Raw genomic sequence first — 21,316 nt, 5'->3', positions numbered from 1 at the left:
TAGGGTAGCCGGTCCCGTGCGGGACCGGCTGTACCTGGTTTATCAATTGGCGACCCTGAACCGGCGGAGCCTCAGCGCATTGCCGAGCACGAAGACGCTCGAAAGGGCCATGGCACCCGCCGCGAAGACCGGCGAGAGCAGGATGCCGAAGGCCGGGTAGAGGGCACCCGCGGCGACCGGGATCAGGGCCGTATTGTAGGCAAAGGCCCAGAACAGATTCTGACGAATGTTGCCGATCGTCGCCTTGGAAAGCGCAATGGCGTTCGGCACGCCCTGCAGGCTGCCCGACATCAGGACCACATCCGCGGCCTCGATGGCGATATCCGTGCCCGTGCCGATGGCGAGACCCACATCCGCTTCGGCAAGCGCCGGGGCGTCGTTGATGCCGTCACCGACGAAGGCGACCTTGCCATACTGGCTCTTGAGGCCGCTGATCGCGTCGACCTTACCATCCGGCAGCACTTCGGCTATGACCGCGTCGATGCCCAGCCGCGCCGCAACGGCGTTCGCAGTGCGGGCATTGTCGCCGGTAATCATCGCGACCTTGAGGCCGAGATCGTGCAGGGCCTTGATCGCCGCGGGAGTCGTGTCCTTGATCCGGTCCGCCACGGCGACGATCGCCGCGAGCTTGCCGTCAATCGCGGCATAGAGGGGTGACTTGCCCTCGTTGCCCAGGCGTTCGGCGACCGAGGCGAAACCGGCGACGTCGTAGCCAAGCTCGACCATGTAGCGATCGGCGCCGATTTGGACCAGCTTGCCGTCGACTTTCGCCTGTACGCCGAAACCGGTAACCGATTCAAAATCCGACACGGACGACAGTGAGAGACCTTCCCCGGTGGCGGCGTCGACGATCGCACGGGCGATCGGGTGCTCGGACTTGGCCTCGACGGCGGCGATGAGGCTGAGGACGGTCGGCCTGTCAAACCCGGTGGCCAGGTCCAGATTCGTCAGTGTCGGCTTGCCCTCGGTCAGGGTGCCGGTCTTGTCGACGGCGACGACCTTGGCGTCCTTGAGCAATTGCAACGCCTCGCCCTTGCGGAACAATACGCCGAGCTCTGCGCCGCGCCCTGTGCCCACCATGATCGAAGTCGGCGTCGCCAGACCCATGGCGCAGGGGCACGCGATGATCAGAACCGCCACGGCGTTGACGAGCGCAAAGGTAAGGGCGGGCGAGGGGCCGAAGTAGAGCCATGCCACGAAGGTAATTGCGGCCACAGCCATGACGGCCGGCACGAACCACATGGTTACCTTATCGACCAGAGCCTGGATGGGCAGCTTGGAGGCTTGCGCTTCTTCGACCATGCGAATGATTTGCGATAGCACGGTGTCGCCACCCACGGCCGTCGCACGGAACGCAAATACACCTTTCTGGTTCACCGTGCCGCCGACAACCGCGCTGCCTGTGGTTTTCGATGCCGGGATCGGTTCGCCCGTAATCATCGACTCATCGACATAGCTGTTTCCTTCAACCACTTCTCCATCGACGGGAACACGTTCGCCGGGCCTGACTTCGACGATATCACCGGCGACAACCGAGCCGATCGGCAGATCGACAGCCTTGCCATCCCGGCGAACACGGGCGCTTCTGACCTGAAGGTCGACCAGGCGCTTGATCGCCTCGGAGGTGCGTCCTTTGGTGCGGGCCTCCAGCAGGCGGCCGAGCAGGATGAGCGTTACGATGACACCGGCGGCTTCGAAATAGACGTTGATCGTGCCAGGGGGGAGGAAACCGGGCGCGAAGGTTGCGACCAGCGAATAGCCATAGGCCGCGAGCGAGCCGATGGCGACCAATGAGTTCATGTCTGGGGCAAGCCGCCCAAGTGCCGGAAGTCCCTTATGATAGAAGCGGATGCCGGGGAGAAAGAGGACGAGCGTCGTCAACGCGAACTGGATGTACCAACTCCACTGCATGCCGATCGTTGATTCGATGAGGCTGTGAACGCGCGGGATGAAATGCGATCCCATCTCCATGAGAAAGACCGGCGCGGTAAGCACGGCGGCGATGGTAAAGTCGTGGCTGAGCTCGCGCCGCTCGGCATCCTTCTTCTCGGCGCGCTCGGTGTTTTCGTCCTCTCGGTCGGCACCGATAAGCTTCGCCTCGTAGCCGGCGTTTTCGACCGCCGCGATCAGGGTTGCCGCATCCGCCGATCCTTTGACCGTAGCACGCTCGGTCGCAAGGTTGACGGCGGCCTCGCTGACGCCTGGAACAGCCTTCAAGGCGCGTTCGACGCTGCCCACGCAGGATGCGCAGGTCATGCCTTCGATCGAAAGCTCGATGGAACTGGCCGCAGGCGCGAAATTCCCAGGCACGGAATAGCCGACGTTTTCGACAGCCTGGACGAGTTTCGCGCGGTCCATGGCTGCGTGCGCCGTTATGCTCGCCTTTTCGGTGGCGAGATTGACGGATACGGAATCGACGCCGGGCACCTCCTTTAGGGCGCGTTCGACGCTGCCCACACAGGATGCGCACGTCATGCCGTCGATAGGCAGAGATATGACCGTCGATAAATCCGTTGGCCGGACTGAACTATTCATGGGAGGTCCTTTCACGCTCCGGAATTTGAATGTGAAGGGAAGGTGGGGCTTCCAACCATGGGAAGGTCAATAGCATTTTTTTCGTCAAACAGCACTTGACCTTACCATGGTTGGAAACTCCACTTTGAGTGCCGTGAGATCAAAACCAAGGAGAATTCTCATGGAACTCAGAATCGAAAACATGACCTGCGGCGGCTGCGCAAGGTCCGTTACCAAGGCAATCCAGTCCGTCGATCCCGACGCCAAGATCGAGACCAATCCCGATGCACGCACGGTCAAGATCGAGACGACCGCCTCTCAGCCGGCACTTCAGCAGATTCTCGAAAAGGCCGGCTATCCGGCAACTGCGAGCTGATCAGGGAGCAAGATCATGAATAAGCTCACCCCGATCTTCATCGCCGGTGCGATCGCTATCAGCGCGGGCCTGGCGATCGCGCAGAGCCAGTTGAAGACGAACGACGCAACATCTGCGGATCATTCCATGCCGGGAATGGAGATGTCTGGCGCGGAGACTACCTCATCCAGTGCCTCGTCCACCCAAGCATATGCGGCCGCAAACGACCGCATGCACAAGGACATGATGATCGAGTACAGCGGCGATGCCGACACCGACTTCATGCGCGGCATGATCCCGCATCATCAGGGCGCGATCGATATGGCCAAGGTTGCGCTGCAATACGGCAGAGATCCCGAAGTCCGCAAACTCGCCGAAGATGTGATCAATGCTCAGGAAGACGAGATTGCCACGATGAAGAAATGGCTCGCCGAACACGGCAAATGATGACTGGAGGGCGGCTTATCGAAGCTGCCTTCGGCTCAGAAACAAGAAACGCGATATTGCGGTGAGCGGCCTTATGGGTGAATCGCTCCCAAACGACCAAAAGGAAGCAATCGATGTACCGACGTACTTTTCTGACGGGCCTGGCAGGCCTTGCGATTTCCGGGCCTGCCGCGGCCCAGATGATGCACGACATGGGCAACATGACCGGACACGGCGCTCACAACATGATGCCTATGGCCGGCAACAAACTTGTTTTGCCGGAAGGGCAGCCTCTGCGCGAGTTGCCGCGCCTGATGAACCAGGCCAGCGAGGCCGGCCTGTTCAAGGCGAGGCTTGCCGCAGAGCCGGGCCTCGTTCGTTTCGCCGAGGGGCTCGATACGCCCGTGCTGCTCTATAATGGCGGAAATCCCGTGATCGAGGCGCACGAGGGCGACCGGATCGAGATCAACTTCAAGAACGGCATTCCCGGCGAACCGACGACGGTTCATTGGCATGGGATGCCGGTGCCGGCCGATCAGGATGGCAGTCCCATGGAGCCAGTCGTTTCGGGCAGCGAGCGCATCTATGCTTTCGATCTGCCGGAAGGCAGCGCCGCATCCTATTGGTTTCATCCCCATCCGCACGGCCTTACCGCCGCTCAGGTCTATCGCGGCCTCGCGGGCATCTTCCTCGTGAAACCGAAGAGCGATCCGATCCCTGCCGAATATGGCGATACGGTTCTGATGTTCACCGATCTTCGGATTGCCGAAGACGGAAGCATGCCGGCGAGCAACATGATGGACCTGATGAACGGGCGTGTCGGCGACCATGTGCTGGTCAATGGCCAGAAAAACCCAGCCCTGGCCGTGGCGAAAGGCGAGAAGCGCCGCCTGCGTCTGTTTAACGCGACAAACGCGCGGTTCTTCCGGCTGAAGTTCGAGAATGCCGCCATGGTGCTCGTCGGAACGGATGGTGGCCTTATCGAGGCTCCCGTCGCCGTCGACGAACTGCTGCTTGCGCCCGCCGAGCGTGTCGAGCTGATCGTCTCCTTTGACAAGCCGGGAACGGCAAGGCTCACCACGCTCGACTATGAGCGCGGCTGGATGGGGCCGGGTAAGCGCGAGGAGGCCGGCATGACCTTGCTGACGGCAAATATTTCGGAGAAACCGGCGCCCGCCATGCCCCCGGTTCCGGTGAAGCTGCGCACCATTGAATCCCTCGCAAAGCCGACGGTCACGCGTCGCTTGGTGCTGACGGAATCCATGAAGGGCATGGAGATGGAGTTCCTGATCAACGGCGCTACCTTCGACATGACTCGCGTCGACGAAGTCTCGAAGGTCGGGCAGGTCGAACTCTGGGAAATCGTCAACCAGGCGGACATGGATCACCCATTCCATGTGCATGGGACGCAGTTCCAGATTGCCGAGCACGAAAAGGACGGCCAGGTCACCAAGCCATCATACCGGGCCTGGAAGGATACCGTGAACGTCGTAGCCGGCGAGACCGTACGCATCCTGTTGCGACAGAATTTGCCGGGGCCGCGCATGTATCACTGCCACATCCTCGAGCACGAGGATCTCGGCATGATGGGCACGGTCGATGTTCAGGCCTGAGCACCCCTTCGTCAATCGAAACGCGGAGGGAAAAGAGACGTTATCTTCCCTTCGCCTTCGATGAGCAATGCTCATGGCAACGTGAAAACATACCATTTCTGCTCATGAAGCTTATCCGCTACTCCTGAGGCCGATGTGGGCGCTACCTCTCTGTTTTAACTGAGGATCGGGCTTGCCATCACATCGGATCAACCCAAATTCACGGAGAACCTTCAAATGCTCGAGTGGGGAAAATACCGGCAGGAACTGTCGTCGCGCGTTGCCGAACTTGGCCAGCTATCGCCTGCTACGCTCGAGGGTGTCCGCACCCTCGGCGGCGCCGGCCAAAAGACCGGCCGGCTGGATGCCAAGACCCGCGAGCTGATCGCGCTCGCCGTGGCGGTGACGACGCGCTGCGATGGCTGCATCGCCAGCCATACCGCCGAAGCCGCAAAAGTGGGCGCAACGCGCGAGGAAATCGCTGAGGCACTCGGCGTGGCGATTGCTCTGAACGCAGGCGCGGCTTTGGTTTACTCGTCGCGCGTTCTGGATGCTTTCGACACCGTCGGCGGCTGATCACGATACGAACGGAAGGCAGAGGAGGGCAAGATACTGTCCTTCTCCGCAACTCAACCATCGAGGAGGTCAATGCGCATTCAGAGCCGCGGCAGCTCGCGAGCTCCGACGATGCCTAATGACCCAGGATCTGACTGAGGAACGCGCGCGTGCGTTCCGATTGCGGCGCGCTGAAGAATGCTTTCGGTTCGTTCTGCTCCACGATCTGACCCTGATCCATGAAGATCACCCTGTTAGCCACGGCCTGCGCAAACCCCATTTCATGGGTGACGCAGAGCATGGTCATGCCCTCTTCGGCGAGCGCGATCATCGCATCGAGCACTTCCTTGATCATTTCGGGATCGAGGGCCGAGGTCGGTTCATCGAACAGCATAACGCGCGGCTTCATGCAGAGCGATCGTGCGATCGCAACACGCTGCTGCTGACCGCCTGAGAGCTGGCCGGGATATTTATGCGCCTGATCCGGAATCCTGACCTTCTCAAGGAAGTGCATGGCGAGTTCCCTGGCCTCCTTTTGCGGCATCTTGCGGACCCAGATCGGAGCGAGGGTGCAGTTCTGAAGAATGGTCAGATGCGGAAAGAGATTGAAGTGCTGGAATACCATCCCGACTTCGCGGCGCACTTCCTCGATCTTCTTCAGGTCGTTGGTCAACTCGATGCCGTCGACGACGATCTTGCCGGCCTGATGCTCCTCAAGCCTGTTGATGCAGCGGATCATGGTCGATTTGCCGGAGCCGGACGGGCCGCAAATGACGATCCGCTCGCCGCGCTGAACGGTGAGATTGATGTCGCGCAGGGCGTGAAATTCGCCATACCACTTGTTCATGGCCGTAATTTCGATGGCGACGTCTGCAAGACCAATGCGGCCGTCCTGGGGGAAAGCTCGTTGCGTAACAATGCTTGTCATGCGCATTTCTCCTAACGATGGTCCGTCTTCAGCCGGCGCTCGAGATACATCGAGTAGCGCGACATGCTGAAGCAGAAGACGAAAAACACGGCGCCGATGAAGATGAAGAGTTCCCAGTAAATCCCCTGCCAGTTCGTGTTGGCGCGAATGGCTGCGGCAAGGGCGATCGGATCGAGAAGACCGATGAACATGACGAGCGTCGTGTCCTTGAAGAGACCGATGAAGGAATTCACGATGCCAGGAATGGAAATCTTGAGCGCTTGCGGCAGGATGATGAGCCGTTGAGACTTCCAGTAATCGAGCCCGAGTGCTTCCGCGGCTTCGTATTGCCCACGCGGCAGGGCCGCCAAACCACCACGGATGACCTCGGCCATGTAGGCGCTCGCAAAGAGCGTCACCATGATGACGACGCGCAGAATGAGGTCGAAGTTGGTGCCGGGCGGCAGGAAGTAGTTCAGGAGCAGCGAAGCCGTGAACAGCAGCGTGATAAGCGGCACGCCGCGGATGAATTCGATGAACATGACGCTCAGCATATGGATGAGCGGCAGCTTGGAACGACGGCCAAGCGCGAGCAGAATGCCGAGCGGCAGCGACAATGCAATTCCCGTCACGCCGATGATGATCGAGAGCAGGAACCCACCCACGTCACGCGATGCGACAGTATCGAGAACGACCGGAACGAGACCGTTTACGTCTGATGTGACAGGTTGGACGGCGTAGATCCACCAAAGGGCCGCGGCGAGGATGGCGATGCTGACACCAAGCCCTCGACCGATACGTGCCGTCAGCATGAACAGCCCAGCGGCGACGGCAAAGCCGAGGTAGACGGAGACCGGAAACCATAGGCTTCCGCCCCAGATCAGCCAATAGGCGAGGCCGGGATAGACGGCGCTGAACCAGAGTGCGCGCGCCGGCACGGTGCGGAACAGGATCGGCGCCAACGCGACGAACAGCAGTGCGAAAGCCAAAACCGGCCGCCAATAGAGATTGGACGGGTAGAAGCCGAACAGAAGCTGCGGCCAGCGGTCACGAATGACACCCCAGCACGCACCGGGCGCTCCACCCAGGAGTTGCCGGCATTCGGCAAGCGAGTTGGCTTTCCAGATGGAATTGCCAAGCCAAGGTGCGATGGCCACGGTGAGCCACACAACCGTCATCACCGACGCGACCGTCAGAAATGTACTGAGCCAGCCGTTGAACAGGTTCTTTCTCGCCCATCGCATCGGGCCGTTTTGGCCGACGGGTCTGGCCGAGGGGGAAACCAGGTCCTGGCGCACCCAGGAGACGTTGTGCATGTTCATCTTAACGCTCCTTCAGCCTGACGCGGTCGTTGTAGATGTTCATGACGCCGGAGATGATCAGGCTGATGCCGACGTAGATCAGCATCATCAGCAGCATGCCCTCGAGCTCGCGGCCGGTCTGGTTGATTGTGATGCCGCCGAGCGTCGAACGAAGATCCATGTAGCCGACGGCAAGGCCCAGCGACGTGTTCTTGGTGATGTTGAGATATTGCGAGATCAGCGGCGGCACGATGACCCGCAGGGCTTGTGGCAGGATCACCAGACGCATCGTGCGACCTGACGAAAGCCCAAGCGCATGAGCCGCCTCCGTCTGCCCTCGGGAAATCGCAAGGATGCCGGAGCGGACGATCTCCGCAATGAAGGCGCCGGTATAGACGCTGAGCCCGATCCAGAGCGCGATGAACGAATTGCGCAGTTGCAGACCGCCCGTGAAGTTCAGCCCCTTCAAGGCGGGATAGTCGAAATGGAAGCCAAGCGTATAGAGCAGGGCGATCATCGGTACTGTGCAAACAAGCAAGCTCTTCCACCAGGTCGCCGGTCGCCGGCCGGTCGCGCTTTGGAGCCGTTGCGCGTGCTTGATCAGCCCTCGGCGGACGAGAAGCGAAAATGCGAGAACGCCGAAGATCGCCACAGAATTGAGGTCGACGATGCCGAGGCCAATATCGGCCTGGCCCAGGCTGCGAGAGAAATCAGGCACCGGCAGGTAGATGCCGCGGTTCGTGATAGCGACTCTGTCCCAGAGGATCATGGAGGCCGTCGGGTTTTCGCCGCGGAAAGCGTTCGGCGTCGGCATGGCCTCCGACATGACCGCCGCCACCACGATGATCCAAAGCAGGGCGGGCACGTTGCGGAAGCTCTCGACATAGGCGGTCATTAAGCGGGCAACGATCCAGTTGTCGGAAAGCCTCAGAACGCCCGCCAACACGCCAAGGATCGTTGCGGTCACGCAGGCGAGCGCGGCAACGATCACTGTGTTGAGCAGTCCGACCAGGGCGGCGCGGGCATGGGTGCTGGTGCTCGAATAGTCGATGGCGTGGGGTGAGATATCGTAACCGGCAGTGGCCCACAGGAAGCCGAAGGAGAAGTCCTTTCCGAGGGCGGCGAGATTGCGGATCGTATTGTCGACCAGCCAGGCAGCCGCAAGGACAAGCATGATAAATGCGAGAACCTGGATCGTGCGGGCTCGGTAGCGGGTGTCGTTAAAGAGCATGCTCAGGTGAAACGGCTCGCGGCTAGCGTCGCTTTTCATTGCCATGAGTGATCTCCCTGAAGGTTCGCTGCGCGACCTTCGGCGCACAATGAGTGCGGTGTGAGCAAACGAGGACGGCGAAAACGAATGGCGCGGGCCGAGCCCGCGCCGGAAGACGTTTTCAGCGGAACGGCAGCGGGTACATCAGGCCGCCCTGGTTCCACAGAGCGTTCTGGCCGCGGGCCAGACCGATCGGCGTCTTTTCGCCAATGTTCTTGGCAAAGATTTCCCCGTAATTGCCTTCGGCGGCGATCGCACGCTTCGCCCAGGTGGCATCCAGGCCCAATTGTTGGCCGAGATCGCCTTCCTTGCCCAGCAGACGATTGATTTCCGGATTATCAGTGCCGGTGGAGAGCTTCTCGACATTCTCGGCCGTGACGCCGAGTTCTTCGGCTTCGATCAGTGCGTTCAGTGTCCACCGCGCGACATCGGCCCATTGATCATCGCCTTGGCGCACCAGCGGGGCCAAAGGCTCTTTCGAGATGACGTCGGGAAGAATGATATGGTCCTGCGGATTCTTGAAGCTGGAACGCGTGGACGCAAGGTCTGAACCATCGCTGGTGTAGACGTCACAGGCACCCGCCAAATACTTCTGCGCGATATCAGCGTTGTTCTCGACCGGCACCGGCTCGTACGTCATGCCATTTTTGCGAAAATACTCGGCGAGGTTAAGCTCGGTCGTGGTGCCGGTCTGAATGCAGATCGTTGCGCCGTTCAGATCCTTGGCGCTCTTGGCGCCGAGCGTCTTCGGTACCATGAAGCCCTGACCGTCATAGAAGTTTATGCCGGCGAAGGTGAACTTCAGGTCCACGTCCCGGGAAAACGTCCAGGTCGTGGTGCGGGACAAGATATCGATTTCGCCCGAGGCGAGCGCTGTAAAGCGCGTTTGGCCTGTCGTCGGAATGAAGTTTACCGCCTTGGGGTCTTTTAGGACCGCGGCTGCAATGGCACGGCAATAGGCGACGTCCATGCCTTGCCAAACGCCGGACGCATCCGGCGCGGAGAAGCCGGCCTGGCCGCCGGTCACGCCGCAGTTCAGCTTGCCGCGCGCCTGAACGTCGGCCATCGTGCCGGCCGAAGCGGAACCGGCCGTCAGCGTTGCCGCGGCAATCGCGGCAAGGGCAATCATTATTTTCATTTCGCATTCTCCCAGTTTGTGATCCGGCAGCTGGCTTTTTGCCGATTTCTCCGCTGCTAAGATCGGTTGAGTTCCCAATTTTTTCGTCGTCATCGGCATGGCCGAAGACGATCGTCATTTCCGCGTGAATCCGATGATGGCTTGGCCCTCAAAGTGCGGCGACGGCGGCGGTGATGCGCCGGATCGATTCATCGACGATTGCGCGTGGGCAGCCGAGATTGACGCGCATGAATCCATGCCCCTCGATGCCGAACTTCTGGCCCTTGTCGAGCCAGACGCGCGCCTTGGTCAGCATGAATTTATTGAGGGCGTCGGCATCCATTCCGAGGCCGCGGCAATCCATCCAGGCCAAGTAAAGAGAATCCGTCGGAAGGACGTTCAGGCGCGGATCCGCTTGGTGGATCGCGGTAGAAAAATGCGCGTGATTTGCTCTGAGATAGGCCAGCATATCCTCAAGCCATGGCTCGCCATGCGCATAGGCGGCCTCGGCCGCAACCATCCCCAGCACGTTGACCAGTTCGAAGACATTGCGCTCATACTGGCGGCACAGTTCGTCGCGGAGCCTCTTGTTCGGGACGAAAGCATTGGCGCTCTGGAGACCCGGCAGGTTGAACGTCTTGCTCGGCGCGGTGCAGGTGATGCTGTTTTGCGCGAACGCTTCGCCGAGCGAGGCGAACGGGATGTGTCTCTTGGCCGGGTTGAGGATCAGATCCTCGTGGATCTCGTCGGAGATGACCAAGACATCGTTGCGAGCGCAGATTTCGCCCATCGTCCGCAGCTCGTCCTCCGACCAGACGTTGCCGGTCGGGTTATGCGGATGGCTGAGGATGAAAATCTTCGTATTGCCGCGGATCGCCGCTTCGAAAGTCTTCTCGTTGAACCGATAGCCATCGCCGGTGAATTCGAGCGGTGCATAGGCGAGGTGCCGGCCATTCAAAAGGACGTCGTTGTGAAAATGCGCGTAGACCGGCGGTTGGATCAGGATGCTGTCTCCTGGCGCCGAAAAAGCCTGAACGGCCGTCTTCAGCGTGGTGATGATGCCGGACGTCTGGAGGATCCATTCCTTCGCGACGTCCCAACCGAAACGCCGCTGCTGCCAACCGATCACAGCGTCGACATAGGAAGTGGTTCCCCCGCCGGGATAGCCGAAGACGCCATGATCGACCGCCGCGTGAAGCGCGTCGATGACGGCTTGCGGCGCCTTGAAGTCTGTGTCGGCCACCCACATCGGCAGGGGATCGGCCGCAGCTTCGTCGGGCGTCAACAGCTTGCCTGCATAGGCCCATTTCATGGAGTTGCTGTTCTTGCGATCAATGACCTCATCAAAAATCGATGATGTCTGCGCATAATCTGCAGGGGGATGTTGCGCAGTTGCCAGCTTCGTCACAGCGGTTTCCTTTCGTCTCGGCTGCCTCGTTGAGGCCTGATTGACGAAAAGGTAGCCGCATTGCATTATGAGCGGAAATGGTATGATTTCATCTACTCATGAGTTGCTATCATAATGATCGATCGTCAGCACCTTGCGATTCTGAGAGAAGTCAGCCGCCGTGGTAGCGTCACTGCGGCCGCCGAAAAGCTGAACGTCACCCAGTCGGCTCTGAGCCATACGATCGCCAAGTTCGAAGAACGGCACGGCATCAAGATCTGGATGAAGACTGGCCGGGGCCTGCGCTTGACGCAGACGGGCGAATATCTGCTGAGCATCGCCGAACGTATCCTGCCTCAGATGGAGCATGCGGAACGGGTGCTCACCGATTTCGCGGTGGGAAGGAGGGGAGCGCTTCGTGTCGGCATGGAATGCCACCCCTGCCAGCGATGGCTCACGAGAATAGCGACACCATATCTGACGACGTGGCCCGACGTGGATTTCGACGTGCGCACGGCCTTTCGTTTCGATGGCGTGGAGGCGCTCCTCGGTTATGAGATCGACCTGCTGATAACGCCGGACCCCGTGGAAGCGCCGGAGTTGCGTTTTACGCCTGTGTTTGATTACGAACTGGTCCTGATGGTGCATGAGACGCATCCTCTTGCCAGCCGCACTTGTATGCAGCCGCAAGACCTGCTGGATGAAGAGCTGATCACGGTTCCCGTCACTCTTGAGCGCCTGGACATCTACACCCAATTTCTTGTTCCGGCGCACTGCCGGCCTCGCCAGCATCGCACCGCCGAAACCATCGACTTGATGCTGCAACTCGTCTGCGCGGGCAGGGGCGTGACGGTTCTTCCGGATTGGCTGCTGCATGAGGATGCGTCCGGATTGCCCGTTCGTGCGCTCCGTCTGGGAGACGCCGGCATTCGGAAGAGCATCAATCTGGGCGTACGGCGCGGCGAGGAAACCATCTCCTACATCGACGGTTTCCTGAAGCTTGCTCTGGAGATGGGGCGCTCAGCTTTGCCGTGATCAGTTGCCAAGGGCCTTCTTTATGGCCCATGCAAAGCCCGGCCTGGCGGAGCCGATATGGTCCTTGCCAGGGATCACGGTCGAGGATATTCGCAGACCGCTGTAGCCGCGCGAGCGAAGACGCTCTTCAAACTTGTGCATGCCGGCGACCATGTCGCGGCTTTTTTCTCTATGAGCGGAGTCGTAACCACCGGTTTCCAGACTGCCGACATAAAGGAGCGCCTCGGCATTGAGTTGGTGATGCCCTTCAGCGTAATCGGCTTCAAGGTCAAAGATCGCTTCGTCTGCGAACCAGAAAGACGGGCTTCCCAGGAGGTAGGTCTGAAACAGCGAGGGTTCGGTTAGAAGGATGCGCGCACCCAATAACCCTCCATAGGAATGCCCCCAGAAAATGCGCCGGTTGGATGCGACCCGGTAGTGGTCTTGGAGATATGGCAGGACGACATCGCCAAGATACCGCTGATAGGCGGCTGCGCCGCCATAGAGCTTTCCGCTGCTCGGAAGGGCGACCGGTGTATAATCGCGGCGCCGGCTATCCTCAAGGTTCTCGCCAAGGGCGTAGGAGAGGCCAACGATAACGGCTTGGTCAATGGCATTGCTGTTTGCGAGCGCTCGGGCGTCGCAACTTAAGGTCGGAAAAGCCCGGCCGCCATCGGCGATGATCACCAGAGGATAGGTCTTTCCGGAACTCTCGGAATAATCCGCAGGCAGGCTGACATAGATCTCGTAACGGCGGTGCGAAACAGGATCCGGCAATTGCACCGTCAGATGATCGCTTTTCGAACAAAGCGATTTGGTTTCAGAGGCTGAAGAAGGCAATGAAACCGACATTGCCGTCACGAGCACTAGCAAAAGGACAAGGGCAGCTCGGATACGCATCAGTCGGCCGAGACAAAGCTGATGGCTACACCGAAGGCGTTCTCGGGCTTCACGACAACGCAATCGCCGACCATGCTGAATGCGATGCCCGCTTCCGATAGCAGAGCTTGCTGTCGCGCCAAATCTGGAACGGCGACCGTATAGCCCGTGAAGCCGCTGTCGCTTCCACTCTTCTCCGCGACGAGTTTGCCATTTTTCGCCAGCTCATAAGTCACCTGGGTGTGGTCGGGCCTGTTCGGCTGGACATCTGTGAAGTCTGCCAGGAAGCCGGCATGATCTATAGGGTCCGCGCTCGCCAGCGTGACCGCCAGGATGTTTGTCGCGCCGTTCGGGTGCTTCTGAAAATCCGAATTCCAGAAGTTCTCAGGAAAATGCTGCTGGCAAACGAAGAAGGAAGCGTTTGGAAGCTTAGGGTCCATGGCAAAGGCCAGCGTGAAGGCGACATGCGTCTCGCTGCCATCTGGACGGCGCCCCTTGCGTTCGAAAAAGAACGGTTCGAATTCGCCAATCTTCCTTTGCGAAAACGCCGCCGCGTCCGCCTTTGCGTCCGGGCTGTCGAGCACCAACATCGCAAAGCCTTCGCGCTTCCTGAGGTAATCCCGCATGAAAGCGCCGAAGCTGAAGCGCCGAGGTTCATGCGGCGGGATCAGTCCGGGGTCGTCGCCCACCGTAATCAGCTCGATGAAGGAAGAGCCGAACTGGACAAGCCGGTTTTCGGTGCCCCAGGGATGGCGATTGCGGGCTCCAACCTTGAATCCGAGGCGCGCATAAAACTCCGCTGCGGCCTCAAGATCATGAACCGCGAGTACAATGTGATCGATACGGCGTCTGGAAGCGGGCATTGCACTCAACCTTTCATCTGCTTTTTGTCAGCCTCGCCGCACGCCAAACCAGCGGAACAAGGATGAAGGCCACCGCGGGCAGCACTAGCCAATTGATAGTACTCCAGCCAGAGCTATGCAGCAGTGATCCCGAAAAGAATGAGGCGCAAGCGACTGTGCCGAAGACCATGAAGTCATTTGCGCCCTGCGCCTTGCCGCGTTCGGACGGAGAATGGCAACCGGCAACCATGGCGGTGGCGCCGATGAAGCCGAAGTTCCAGCCGATCCCCAAAAGGACCAGCGATCCCCAGAAATGCGCGATGTCGAGGCCGCTCAGTGCAGTGAGCGCCGAAGCGCCGATCAGGAGGAGACCTACCGCGGCGACGCGCTCCTTGCCAAAGCGCGCCATCAGCCGGCCGGTGATGAAGCTTGGTCCAAACATCGACAGAACGTGCCATTGAATGCCGAGCGCTGCGGAAGCGACGGAATGGCCGTGGCCAACCATAGCCATAGGTGCGGCCGTCATAACGAAGGTCATCAGCGCATAGGATACGACGCCGGTTGCGACCGCCAGGAGATAGCGCGGCGAACACAGGATTTGAGACAGTGGCCGACCGTCTGCCATTTCTGTCGATCCCGCCTTGGGTGCCTCAGAGCGGCGGAGTGCCAGCAGGATCGGAAGGGCGAGCATCGCCAGTGCCGCTTGACTGAGGAAGCTGCCGGCAAAAGAATGCCCCGGAAGCGCCTCGCGCGTCCAGATGACCAACTGTGGGCCGATCACCGCCGCAATCAATCCGCCGACCATCACGCGGGAGATCGCCTTGTCGCGCGCTGCGCCAATCAGGCCGTCGGTCGCTGCGAAGCGGTAGCTCTGCACATAGGCCGAATAGAAGCCAGCCATGAACGTGCCGATGCAGAAGACGAGAAAGCTCGCGTTGAGGATGCCGATAGTGGCGACGAGGCCTGCTGTCATGCCGATCGTTGCACCGAGAAGATAGCCGGTTCGACGCCCGAACCGCCGCATGATGGCGGATGCCGGCAACGTCCCGAGAGCAAGCCCCAGATTGAACATGCTGACCGGCAATGTGGCAGCGGTAGGATTGGATGCTAGTTGTTGCCCGACAAGTCCGCCCAGGGAGATTATGATGGGGGAACTCGCCCCTCCGAGAGATTGGGCAGCCGTCAGCACCCAGACATTCCGGGAAGCGATATTCTGCTGTTCCGACAAACCGGTCGTGTCGCGGAACGTCCGATCGACGATTCCCATGGGCAAGGGTCCTTTCAATTTCTATTTGTCGCGAGCTTATTGATAAGGTCGGTGGCCGCGCGAGTGGATGCCTCAACTGCGCCGGCCAGATAACCCGCTTCTATCGAGCTGGCCTCGCTCCCGGCCAGAACAAGCCGATCCTTCCACGGGCCGGTGATCCAACCATCATCCGGGGCATGAGGATGGCCGGCGGAAAACCAGTCGGCGGATGTTGCCGTCAGCGGATCGGCGGCCCAGTCCTTGTAGAGTGTGGCTCGCGGCTGGGCAGCTTCCGGCCCGAAGATGCGGGCGAACTGCTGGACGCAGGCCCTAGTCAGCGCTTCCTCACCTATCGCCGCGCGTTGCTCCGCACCCATTCCAACGAAGCCGAACAGCGCCGCGCTGCCGGTGGACGTCGTCGCATCATGGATCTCCGCCAGTGGCCCGACCATGCTCTGCGCGGTCCCCGAAAAGCCTGCCTCCCGCCAGAAGGGACGATCATAGACGGCAAAGAATTTTGCATGCGGTGCCATCCAGGTCGGGGTTTGTCGCCATAGCTCAATCGTCGCGGGTTCCTGGGGCGGCTCGAACCGGACCGCCGATTCCAGGATACGCGGCGGCAGGGCTGCTATGACCTGTGACGCCCGCAATTTCTCCTTCTGTCCGTCTGCGAACCGGATCGACAGCTTCACTCCGGCGTCCGTCAGGCGCATCTTGGTGACCTGCGCTCCGCACCGCAGCCGCGCTTCCGGCAAGTCCCGCGCCAGTGCCCGGACCAGCGCGGCAGACCCTCCGACAAGCCGCATCGTTTCGGGTTCTTGATCCAGTCCGGGATAGCGCTTTGCCAATTCCCGCGACATCCGTTCGAAGACGATGTCGCCATCACTATTCTGCACGAAAGTTGGCAGATCGAGCTCTGCGACGAGCGTGGCGATCGCAGGCTGCATCCGCGGCCAAAACCAGGAGGGCCCAAGGTCGAAGCCGTCTGCGTCAGGCTGGCCTGACTCGTTGACGGTCTGGATCCGGCCGCCGAGTGTTGTTCTTGCCTCAAGGAGCAGGAATTCGATCCCTGCCGCATGCAACAGGCGCGCCGCATTCAGCCCCGCCAAACCTCCGCCGATAATCGCAACCTCTGTGTTCATCTGTCTCTTTTCCGGGAAGTTGGTCCCAGCGGCGCTTGCGTCGTTCAAGGTGGCGAATATGCCAATATGGGAGTGGCAAGTGGTCCGCTAGGTCAAGGGCAGGCGGCCGGCGGGACGAATTCGTTGATCCGCGCGGCCATACCATGGGGCCCATCAAATCAGAAATGACGTTGCGTCATGTATCGATGAACTGCGCTCATAATGCTGAGATTCGACGTGCCTCAAGCAGATGGCGCTGGCTCACGCGCGGATAAGAGTCCTTCCCGCTGGTTTCAGTCGGGCATCGGCAACAGGTCGGGGTGCTGGAGAGGGGCATCCTTGATCCAAATCTGCGCACCCTCCGGCCCCGTCATTGCTTCAAGTGGCTCGCCTGCAGGCAAGCGACCCCAGCTCTGTAGCTCTAGTAGCTCGCCCCGAACTGTAAGGCTGCCCGAAAGCACGAAAAATTCGAGGCCGCGGCGATTTTCAACCGCTATGGCGAAATCTGGCTGCCAGTTCTCAAGCGAAACCTGTTCTTTTTCGTCTTCGAAGAGAACACGCACTGCTTCGGCCCCGTCGCGCAACGATGCCGCTTCGCCCTCGCCAGGCTGGCGGACGATTTGCACGTCGTCGCCCTTCCGGAACTGCCAAAGGCGCACGAAGATCGTGCAGCCCTCTTCCGATGTGGGCACATGCGAGGTGCCGGGGGGATTGCGGAAATAACTTCCCGCCGGGTAGTCGCCATGTTCGTCCTGGAAGGTTCCCTCGAGCACGAGTATTTCCTCGCCGCCGGCATGGACGTGGCGCGGAAAGGCGCTACCCGGCGCGTAGCGCACGATCGAGGTTGCCCGGGCGACTTCGCCGCCGACGCGATAAAGCATCCGCCGATCCACGCCGACGGCAGGACTCGGCTTCCAATCGAGCCCGGCCGCGTGGACGATGACCGGTTTCGTCAGGTCTTCATTGAGGCGCATTGGACTGGCCTCCCATGGTCAGGACGATCCGGAACTTCACGTCGCCGGATCTCATTCTCTGAACGGCTTCCGCAGCTTGTTCCAGCGGCATGGTCTCGATCATCGGGCGCACTCCCGCCAGAACGCTGAAATCCAGCGTCTTCTCATTTTCGAACGGCGTACCCGTCATCGAGCCGATGAGGCCGCGCTCGCCGCCGACCAGGTATCGCGTCGACACAGGGAGCGGATCCTTGCCAACGCCGAGCACGACAAGGCGACCTTCCGGTGCAAGCGCGGGCATCAACGCCGTGACCGCCGCCGGATTGCCGGTCGTCGTCAGGATCGCTTTCGCGCCGCCCATCTCGTTGAGAACGTCGGCGGCGTTTTCCCTATTCGTATCAATGTAGCGATGGGCACCAAGGTTCATCGCATCTGTGGCAATATCTTCGCCGCGCCCGACCGCCACGACGCGAAATCCCATTCTGCGGGCATATTGCAGCGCCATGTGACCGAGACCGCCAATTCCGAGAATGGCGACGGTATCGCCAGCCTCAGCGCCCGATTTCTTCAGCGCGTTGAATGTGGCAAGCCCCGCGCACAGAATGGGAGCGGCCTCCTCGGACGACAGTTCGTCCGGAATGGAGACAAGCCCTGTCGCCCGCACGATCATCATTTCGGCATAGCCGCCATCGCTGGAGGCGCCGACCACGGTCTGGTTGCGGCAGAGATTGAAGCGGCCACGACGGCACTCGCGGCACTCGTTGCAATGGCCGCCGAGACGGCCGACGCCGACGCGCTGTCCCACCTTCCAGATCGAGGGCGTATTCGGACCAACAGCGGCAATACGGCCGATCACCTCATGGCCGGGAACACGGGGCGGTTGCAATGTGGGATCAGCATTGTCGATGTCGCTGGCATCGGCACCGCAGATGCCGCAGGCTTCGATGGCGATCAGGACTTCGCCCGCCTTGGGTACAGGGGTTTGCCGCTCCACCAGTTCAAGACCGTGCTGCGCGGTGACCTGCATCGCCCGATAAGTTGCTTTCATGGCTTTCCGCTCCTTTATGCGTTTGACATTGTCGGGATCGCCTTTTGCGGACCCCATCTGTTGATCAGGCCGGCGGCGGCACGTTCCCCGGCTTCGACGGCACCCGCCAGATAGCCGGGGTCATGAACTGCGGTTTCGCTGCCTGCCAAGGTGATCCAATCGCTCCAGTCGTCGCCGGCCCATTCTCGCCGGCCGCCGTCGGGATGGCCCGTCGCCATCTGGTCCAGGGAGGTGGCCGTCAGGGGATCTGCGGCCCAATCCTTGTAGAGCGTTGTCGTCGGCCTCAATGCATCCGGTCCAAACAATTGTCCGAGTTGGGCGATCGAAGCCTCGATGATGGCATCGCGGCCGACCTCTCTTCTGTAGTGCGCCGGAACGCCGACGAAGCCGAAGAGGGCTGCCTTCCCCGAAGCCGTGGTGGCGTCATGGATCTCGACGAGTGGACCGGCCATGCTCCGCGCCGCGCCGGAAAGTCCGGCCGCTCGCCAGAAGGGAGCCTCATAAAGAGCGAAGAACTTCGCGTGTGGCGCCATCCAAGTCGGCGTCTCGCGCCAAAGCTTCTGAAGCAATGCACCCGGCGCCGGATCGAATTCGACCGTCTCGGCCAGCAAACGCGGCGGTAGCGCGAAGATGACATGGCCGGCAGCGATCTCTTCGACGAAACCGTCCGCCCCAACGACATGGATAGTAATGCCCCTGTCTGTTCGCTGGACTCGGGTCACTTTGGTTCCGAGACGTATGCTTTCCGGCGGCAAACGCGCTGCCAGCGCAGAAATGATCGAACCACTACCGCCCACCAACCGCATGGACGGTGGGTCTTGCCGGAGCGTGCGATAGTGCTCGGTCGCCGTTTCCTGCGCACGCTGAAACACCGTCGCGCCGTGGCTGTGCTGGGCAAAGAACTCAAGGCCCAATTCGTGTGCGAACCGGCTGATGGCGGGATGCACATCCGGCCAGAACCAGGATGGGCCAAGATCAAATCCATCGCCCGAAGTTTTGTTGTCGGGATCTGTCGTCAGAATACGCCCGCCCATACGATCCCGCGCCTCGATCAAGCCGAAACCGATGCCCGCGCGATGGAGGCGGTAGGCGGCCGTCAGGCCGGCGAGCCCGCCGCCGACGATCAGAATGCTCTGTGAAAGAGAAGATGTCATTGGAGAGGCCAAGGGCCGTGATTCCGGAGCCATGATCATCCTCTCAAGTGTGGCTCGTACAAAAGGCGCAGAACGGGTCATAGGATCCGTTCGATAGCAAGCAATCCCGCCGGGGAAGGTCCAGTGCCGAGATCTGCGCCTGGGACATTTGATGCCCCTGAAAAGCCGCCCTGACAAATGAGAGTTTCTTGCGCCCGACAAAGGAAATCTTTGTCGTGCTTGCGGGGAACCAATCGGGAGAAGACTTATCCCCGTCAGGATCGGATCGTGGATGCTTCCTCGATCAGCCAACTACGAAACGCCTGCAACTTCGGCAGCGAAGCGTATTCCGAACGGTAGACCACGTAGTAGGCTAGCTTTGAAGGCACGCTTACCCCGGGAAACAGGCGCTGGAGCCGCCCGGCGGCCAGATCGTCATGCGCCAGAATACTGCGCGCCAGCGCGACACCATGTCCCTCGATCGCGGCCTGAAGGACGGCGGCGGAATTATCGATCCTCATGCCTCTCTGCGGTTGGCTCTCGGGGACACCGGCCGCCCGCAGCCAGATGTCCCAGGTGACGAAGCCGATCGCCGAATCGACCGAGAGGTCGTGGATGAGCGTGGTTCGCATGAGATCGGGCGGCGTGGTCAAATTTCCGATGTCGCCGAAACTGGGTGAGCAGACCGGAAAGACCTCCTCATCCATCAATTTCTCCGCAACCAATCCTGGCCAGTTCCCGTCGCCATATCGCACCCCCACGTCTATGCCATGCGCCTTATAATCGACGAGTTTCAGGCTCGTCTCAAGGCGGATATCGGTGTCCGGCGATCTGGCCTGGAAGCGGTCGATACGCGGAAGCAGCCACTTGGCGGCGAAGGCAGGACTGACTGTGACGTTGAGGATGCCGCTGGTCGCGGAGTCCCGAAGCCGTTCCAGTCCAATCCCGAGGCGATCGAGTCCGGCGCGGATATCCGGAAGCGCGCGCTCGGCGCTTTCGGTCAAGGTCAATCTGGTCTTGCCGGTGGCGCTACGATGAAACAGCGGAGCTCCCAGCCAGTCCTCGAGCCCGCGCACCATTTGCCCGACGGCCGCCGCGGTCACGTTGAGTTCTTCCGCGGCGCCGGAAAAGCTGCCGTGACGTGCACTGGCTTCGAAAGCCCGCAGCGCATTCAGATAAACCGGTGATTTCTTGTTCAAGGGACTTTCTCTTGCGCGGATTGCGGACGACCGCTCGCCTAAAGATATTAAGCAACGTCTCCGTTTTGCGCTATCCGCCTCGCCGTCCTTGTACGCCGTTGCGGTCGCGGCGAGGGGAACGAGGCGACAAGCCTCGATCACCCTCGCGTAGCGTCGGCGTCAGACGACGCCGCCGAGGCAGACATATTTGATTTCGGTGAACTCCTCGATGCCGTAGCGCGATCCCTCGCGGCCGAGACCGGAGAGTTTGACGCCGCCGAATGGCGCTTCGGCCGTCGAGATCAGGCCGGTATTGACGCCGACCATGCCGTATTCGAGCGCTTCTGCGACGCGGAAGACGCGGGCGAGATCCTTGGCATAGAAATAGGAGGCAAGACCGAATTCGGTGTCGTTGGCCTGGGCAATGACATCGGCCTCATCCTTGAAGCGGAAGAGCGGAGCCACCGGTCCGAAAGTC

General features: G+C 60.6%; 20 protein-coding genes. 5 read left to right on the top strand and 15 right to left on the bottom strand.

Features of this window, described 5'->3' with window-relative positions:
- Nucleotides 1-42: 42 nt before the first annotated feature.
- Entirely contained in the window at nucleotides 43-2,535 is a 2,493-nt protein-coding gene (locus PH547_RS29710) for a heavy metal translocating P-type ATPase (protein ID WP_285170241.1), read from the bottom strand.
- 160 nt (nucleotides 2,536-2,695) lie between these two features.
- Between PH547_RS29710 and PH547_RS29705 the strand changes: the two genes are divergently transcribed.
- The 4 genes from PH547_RS29705 (at nucleotide 2,696) to PH547_RS29690 (ending at nucleotide 5,463) form a co-directional block, all read left to right on the top strand.
- On the top strand, nucleotides 2,696-2,890 hold the full coding sequence (locus PH547_RS29705) for a heavy-metal-associated domain-containing protein (RefSeq protein ID WP_260304319.1): 195 nt from the start codon (nucleotides 2,696-2,698) through the stop codon (nucleotides 2,888-2,890).
- Between the two features lie 15 nt (nucleotides 2,891-2,905).
- Nucleotides 2,906-3,316, top strand: coding sequence for a CopM family metallochaperone (gene copM / locus PH547_RS29700; protein WP_285170240.1), 411 nt, complete (start codon nucleotides 2,906-2,908; stop codon nucleotides 3,314-3,316).
- A gap of 113 nt (nucleotides 3,317-3,429) precedes the next feature.
- On the top strand, nucleotides 3,430-4,908 hold the full coding sequence (locus PH547_RS29695; RefSeq protein ID WP_285170239.1) for a multicopper oxidase family protein: 1,479 nt from the start codon (nucleotides 3,430-3,432) through the stop codon (nucleotides 4,906-4,908).
- Nucleotides 4,909-5,124: 216 nt separating this feature from the next.
- Nucleotides 5,125-5,463 (top strand): carboxymuconolactone decarboxylase family protein, encoded by a 339-nt coding sequence (locus PH547_RS29690; protein WP_285170238.1) that lies wholly within the window; start codon nucleotides 5,125-5,127, stop codon nucleotides 5,461-5,463.
- 115 nt (nucleotides 5,464-5,578) lie between these two features.
- Here PH547_RS29690 and PH547_RS29685 read toward each other — a convergent pair whose 3' ends face one another.
- From PH547_RS29685 to PH547_RS29665, 5 genes are all read right to left on the bottom strand, one after another.
- Nucleotides 5,579-6,370, bottom strand: a complete 792-nt coding sequence (locus PH547_RS29685) for an amino acid ABC transporter ATP-binding protein (protein WP_285170237.1) — start codon at nucleotides 6,368-6,370, stop codon at nucleotides 5,579-5,581.
- An 11-nt stretch (nucleotides 6,371-6,381) separates the two neighbouring features.
- Nucleotides 6,382-7,671, bottom strand: a complete 1,290-nt coding sequence (locus tag PH547_RS29680; protein WP_285170236.1) for an amino acid ABC transporter permease — start codon at nucleotides 7,669-7,671, stop codon at nucleotides 6,382-6,384.
- Nucleotide 7,672: 1 nt separating this feature from the next.
- Entirely contained in the window at nucleotides 7,673-8,926 is a 1,254-nt protein-coding gene (locus tag PH547_RS29675) for an amino acid ABC transporter permease (protein WP_285170235.1), read from the bottom strand.
- Between the two features lie 115 nt (nucleotides 8,927-9,041).
- A complete protein-coding gene (locus PH547_RS29670) occupies nucleotides 9,042-10,058 on the bottom strand; it encodes an amino acid ABC transporter substrate-binding protein (protein WP_285170234.1) in 1,017 nt (338 codons plus the stop codon).
- Between the two features lie 148 nt (nucleotides 10,059-10,206).
- On the bottom strand, nucleotides 10,207-11,445 hold the full coding sequence (locus PH547_RS29665; protein ID WP_283052247.1) for a MalY/PatB family protein: 1,239 nt from the start codon (nucleotides 11,443-11,445) through the stop codon (nucleotides 10,207-10,209).
- Nucleotides 11,446-11,559: 114 nt separating this feature from the next.
- Here PH547_RS29665 and PH547_RS29660 point away from each other — a divergent pair, with 114 nt between their 5' ends.
- Complete coding sequence (locus PH547_RS29660) at nucleotides 11,560-12,459, top strand: LysR family transcriptional regulator (protein WP_285170233.1); 900 nt, start codon at nucleotides 11,560-11,562, stop codon at nucleotides 12,457-12,459.
- On the opposite strand, the gene PH547_RS29655 is transcribed toward PH547_RS29660, so the two are convergent.
- From PH547_RS29655 to PH547_RS29615, 9 genes are all read right to left on the bottom strand, one after another.
- On the bottom strand, nucleotides 12,460-13,215 hold the full coding sequence (locus PH547_RS29655) for an alpha/beta hydrolase (RefSeq protein ID WP_285170232.1): 756 nt from the start codon (nucleotides 13,213-13,215) through the stop codon (nucleotides 12,460-12,462).
- A 122-nt stretch (nucleotides 13,216-13,337) separates the two neighbouring features.
- Nucleotides 13,338-14,180, bottom strand: a complete 843-nt coding sequence (locus PH547_RS29650; protein WP_285170231.1) for a VOC family protein — start codon at nucleotides 14,178-14,180, stop codon at nucleotides 13,338-13,340.
- A 13-nt stretch (nucleotides 14,181-14,193) separates the two neighbouring features.
- Nucleotides 14,194-15,426, bottom strand: a complete 1,233-nt coding sequence (locus PH547_RS29645) for an MFS transporter (protein WP_285170230.1) — start codon at nucleotides 15,424-15,426, stop codon at nucleotides 14,194-14,196.
- A gap of 14 nt (nucleotides 15,427-15,440) precedes the next feature.
- The gene (locus PH547_RS29640) at nucleotides 15,441-16,547 is read right to left on the bottom strand and encodes a flavin monoamine oxidase family protein (protein WP_285170229.1); all 1,107 of its coding nucleotides are present in this window, start codon (nucleotides 16,545-16,547) and stop codon (nucleotides 15,441-15,443) included.
- 272 nt (nucleotides 16,548-16,819) lie between these two features.
- Nucleotides 16,820-17,500, bottom strand: coding sequence for a cupin domain-containing protein (locus PH547_RS29635; RefSeq protein WP_285170228.1), 681 nt, complete (start codon nucleotides 17,498-17,500; stop codon nucleotides 16,820-16,822).
- On the bottom strand, nucleotides 17,487-18,527 hold the full coding sequence (locus tag PH547_RS29630; RefSeq protein ID WP_285170227.1) for an alcohol dehydrogenase: 1,041 nt from the start codon (nucleotides 18,525-18,527) through the stop codon (nucleotides 17,487-17,489). Before PH547_RS29630 ends, PH547_RS29635 begins: the two co-directional genes overlap by 14 nt.
- A 14-nt stretch (nucleotides 18,528-18,541) precedes the next feature.
- Nucleotides 18,542-19,681 carry a flavin monoamine oxidase family protein gene (locus tag PH547_RS29625; protein WP_285170226.1) on the bottom strand — a complete coding sequence of 380 codons (1,140 nt, stop codon included), beginning with the start codon at nucleotides 19,679-19,681 and terminating at the stop codon, nucleotides 18,542-18,544.
- A 254-nt stretch (nucleotides 19,682-19,935) separates the two neighbouring features.
- Complete coding sequence (gcvA, locus tag PH547_RS29620; RefSeq protein WP_285170225.1) at nucleotides 19,936-20,859, bottom strand: transcriptional regulator GcvA; 924 nt, start codon at nucleotides 20,857-20,859, stop codon at nucleotides 19,936-19,938.
- Between the two features lie 159 nt (nucleotides 20,860-21,018).
- Nucleotides 21,019-21,316: aldehyde dehydrogenase family protein (locus PH547_RS29615; RefSeq protein ID WP_285169667.1), on the bottom strand; the 298-nt coding region annotated here is incomplete at its 5' end.

Origin of the sequence: Rhizobium cerradonense, assembly GCF_030182455.1 — a bacterium.
Classification (GTDB): domain Bacteria; phylum Pseudomonadota; class Alphaproteobacteria; order Rhizobiales; family Rhizobiaceae; genus Rhizobium.
Note: the sequence above shows the minus strand (reverse complement) of the source record. Positions and strands in the feature narration are given on the sequence as shown.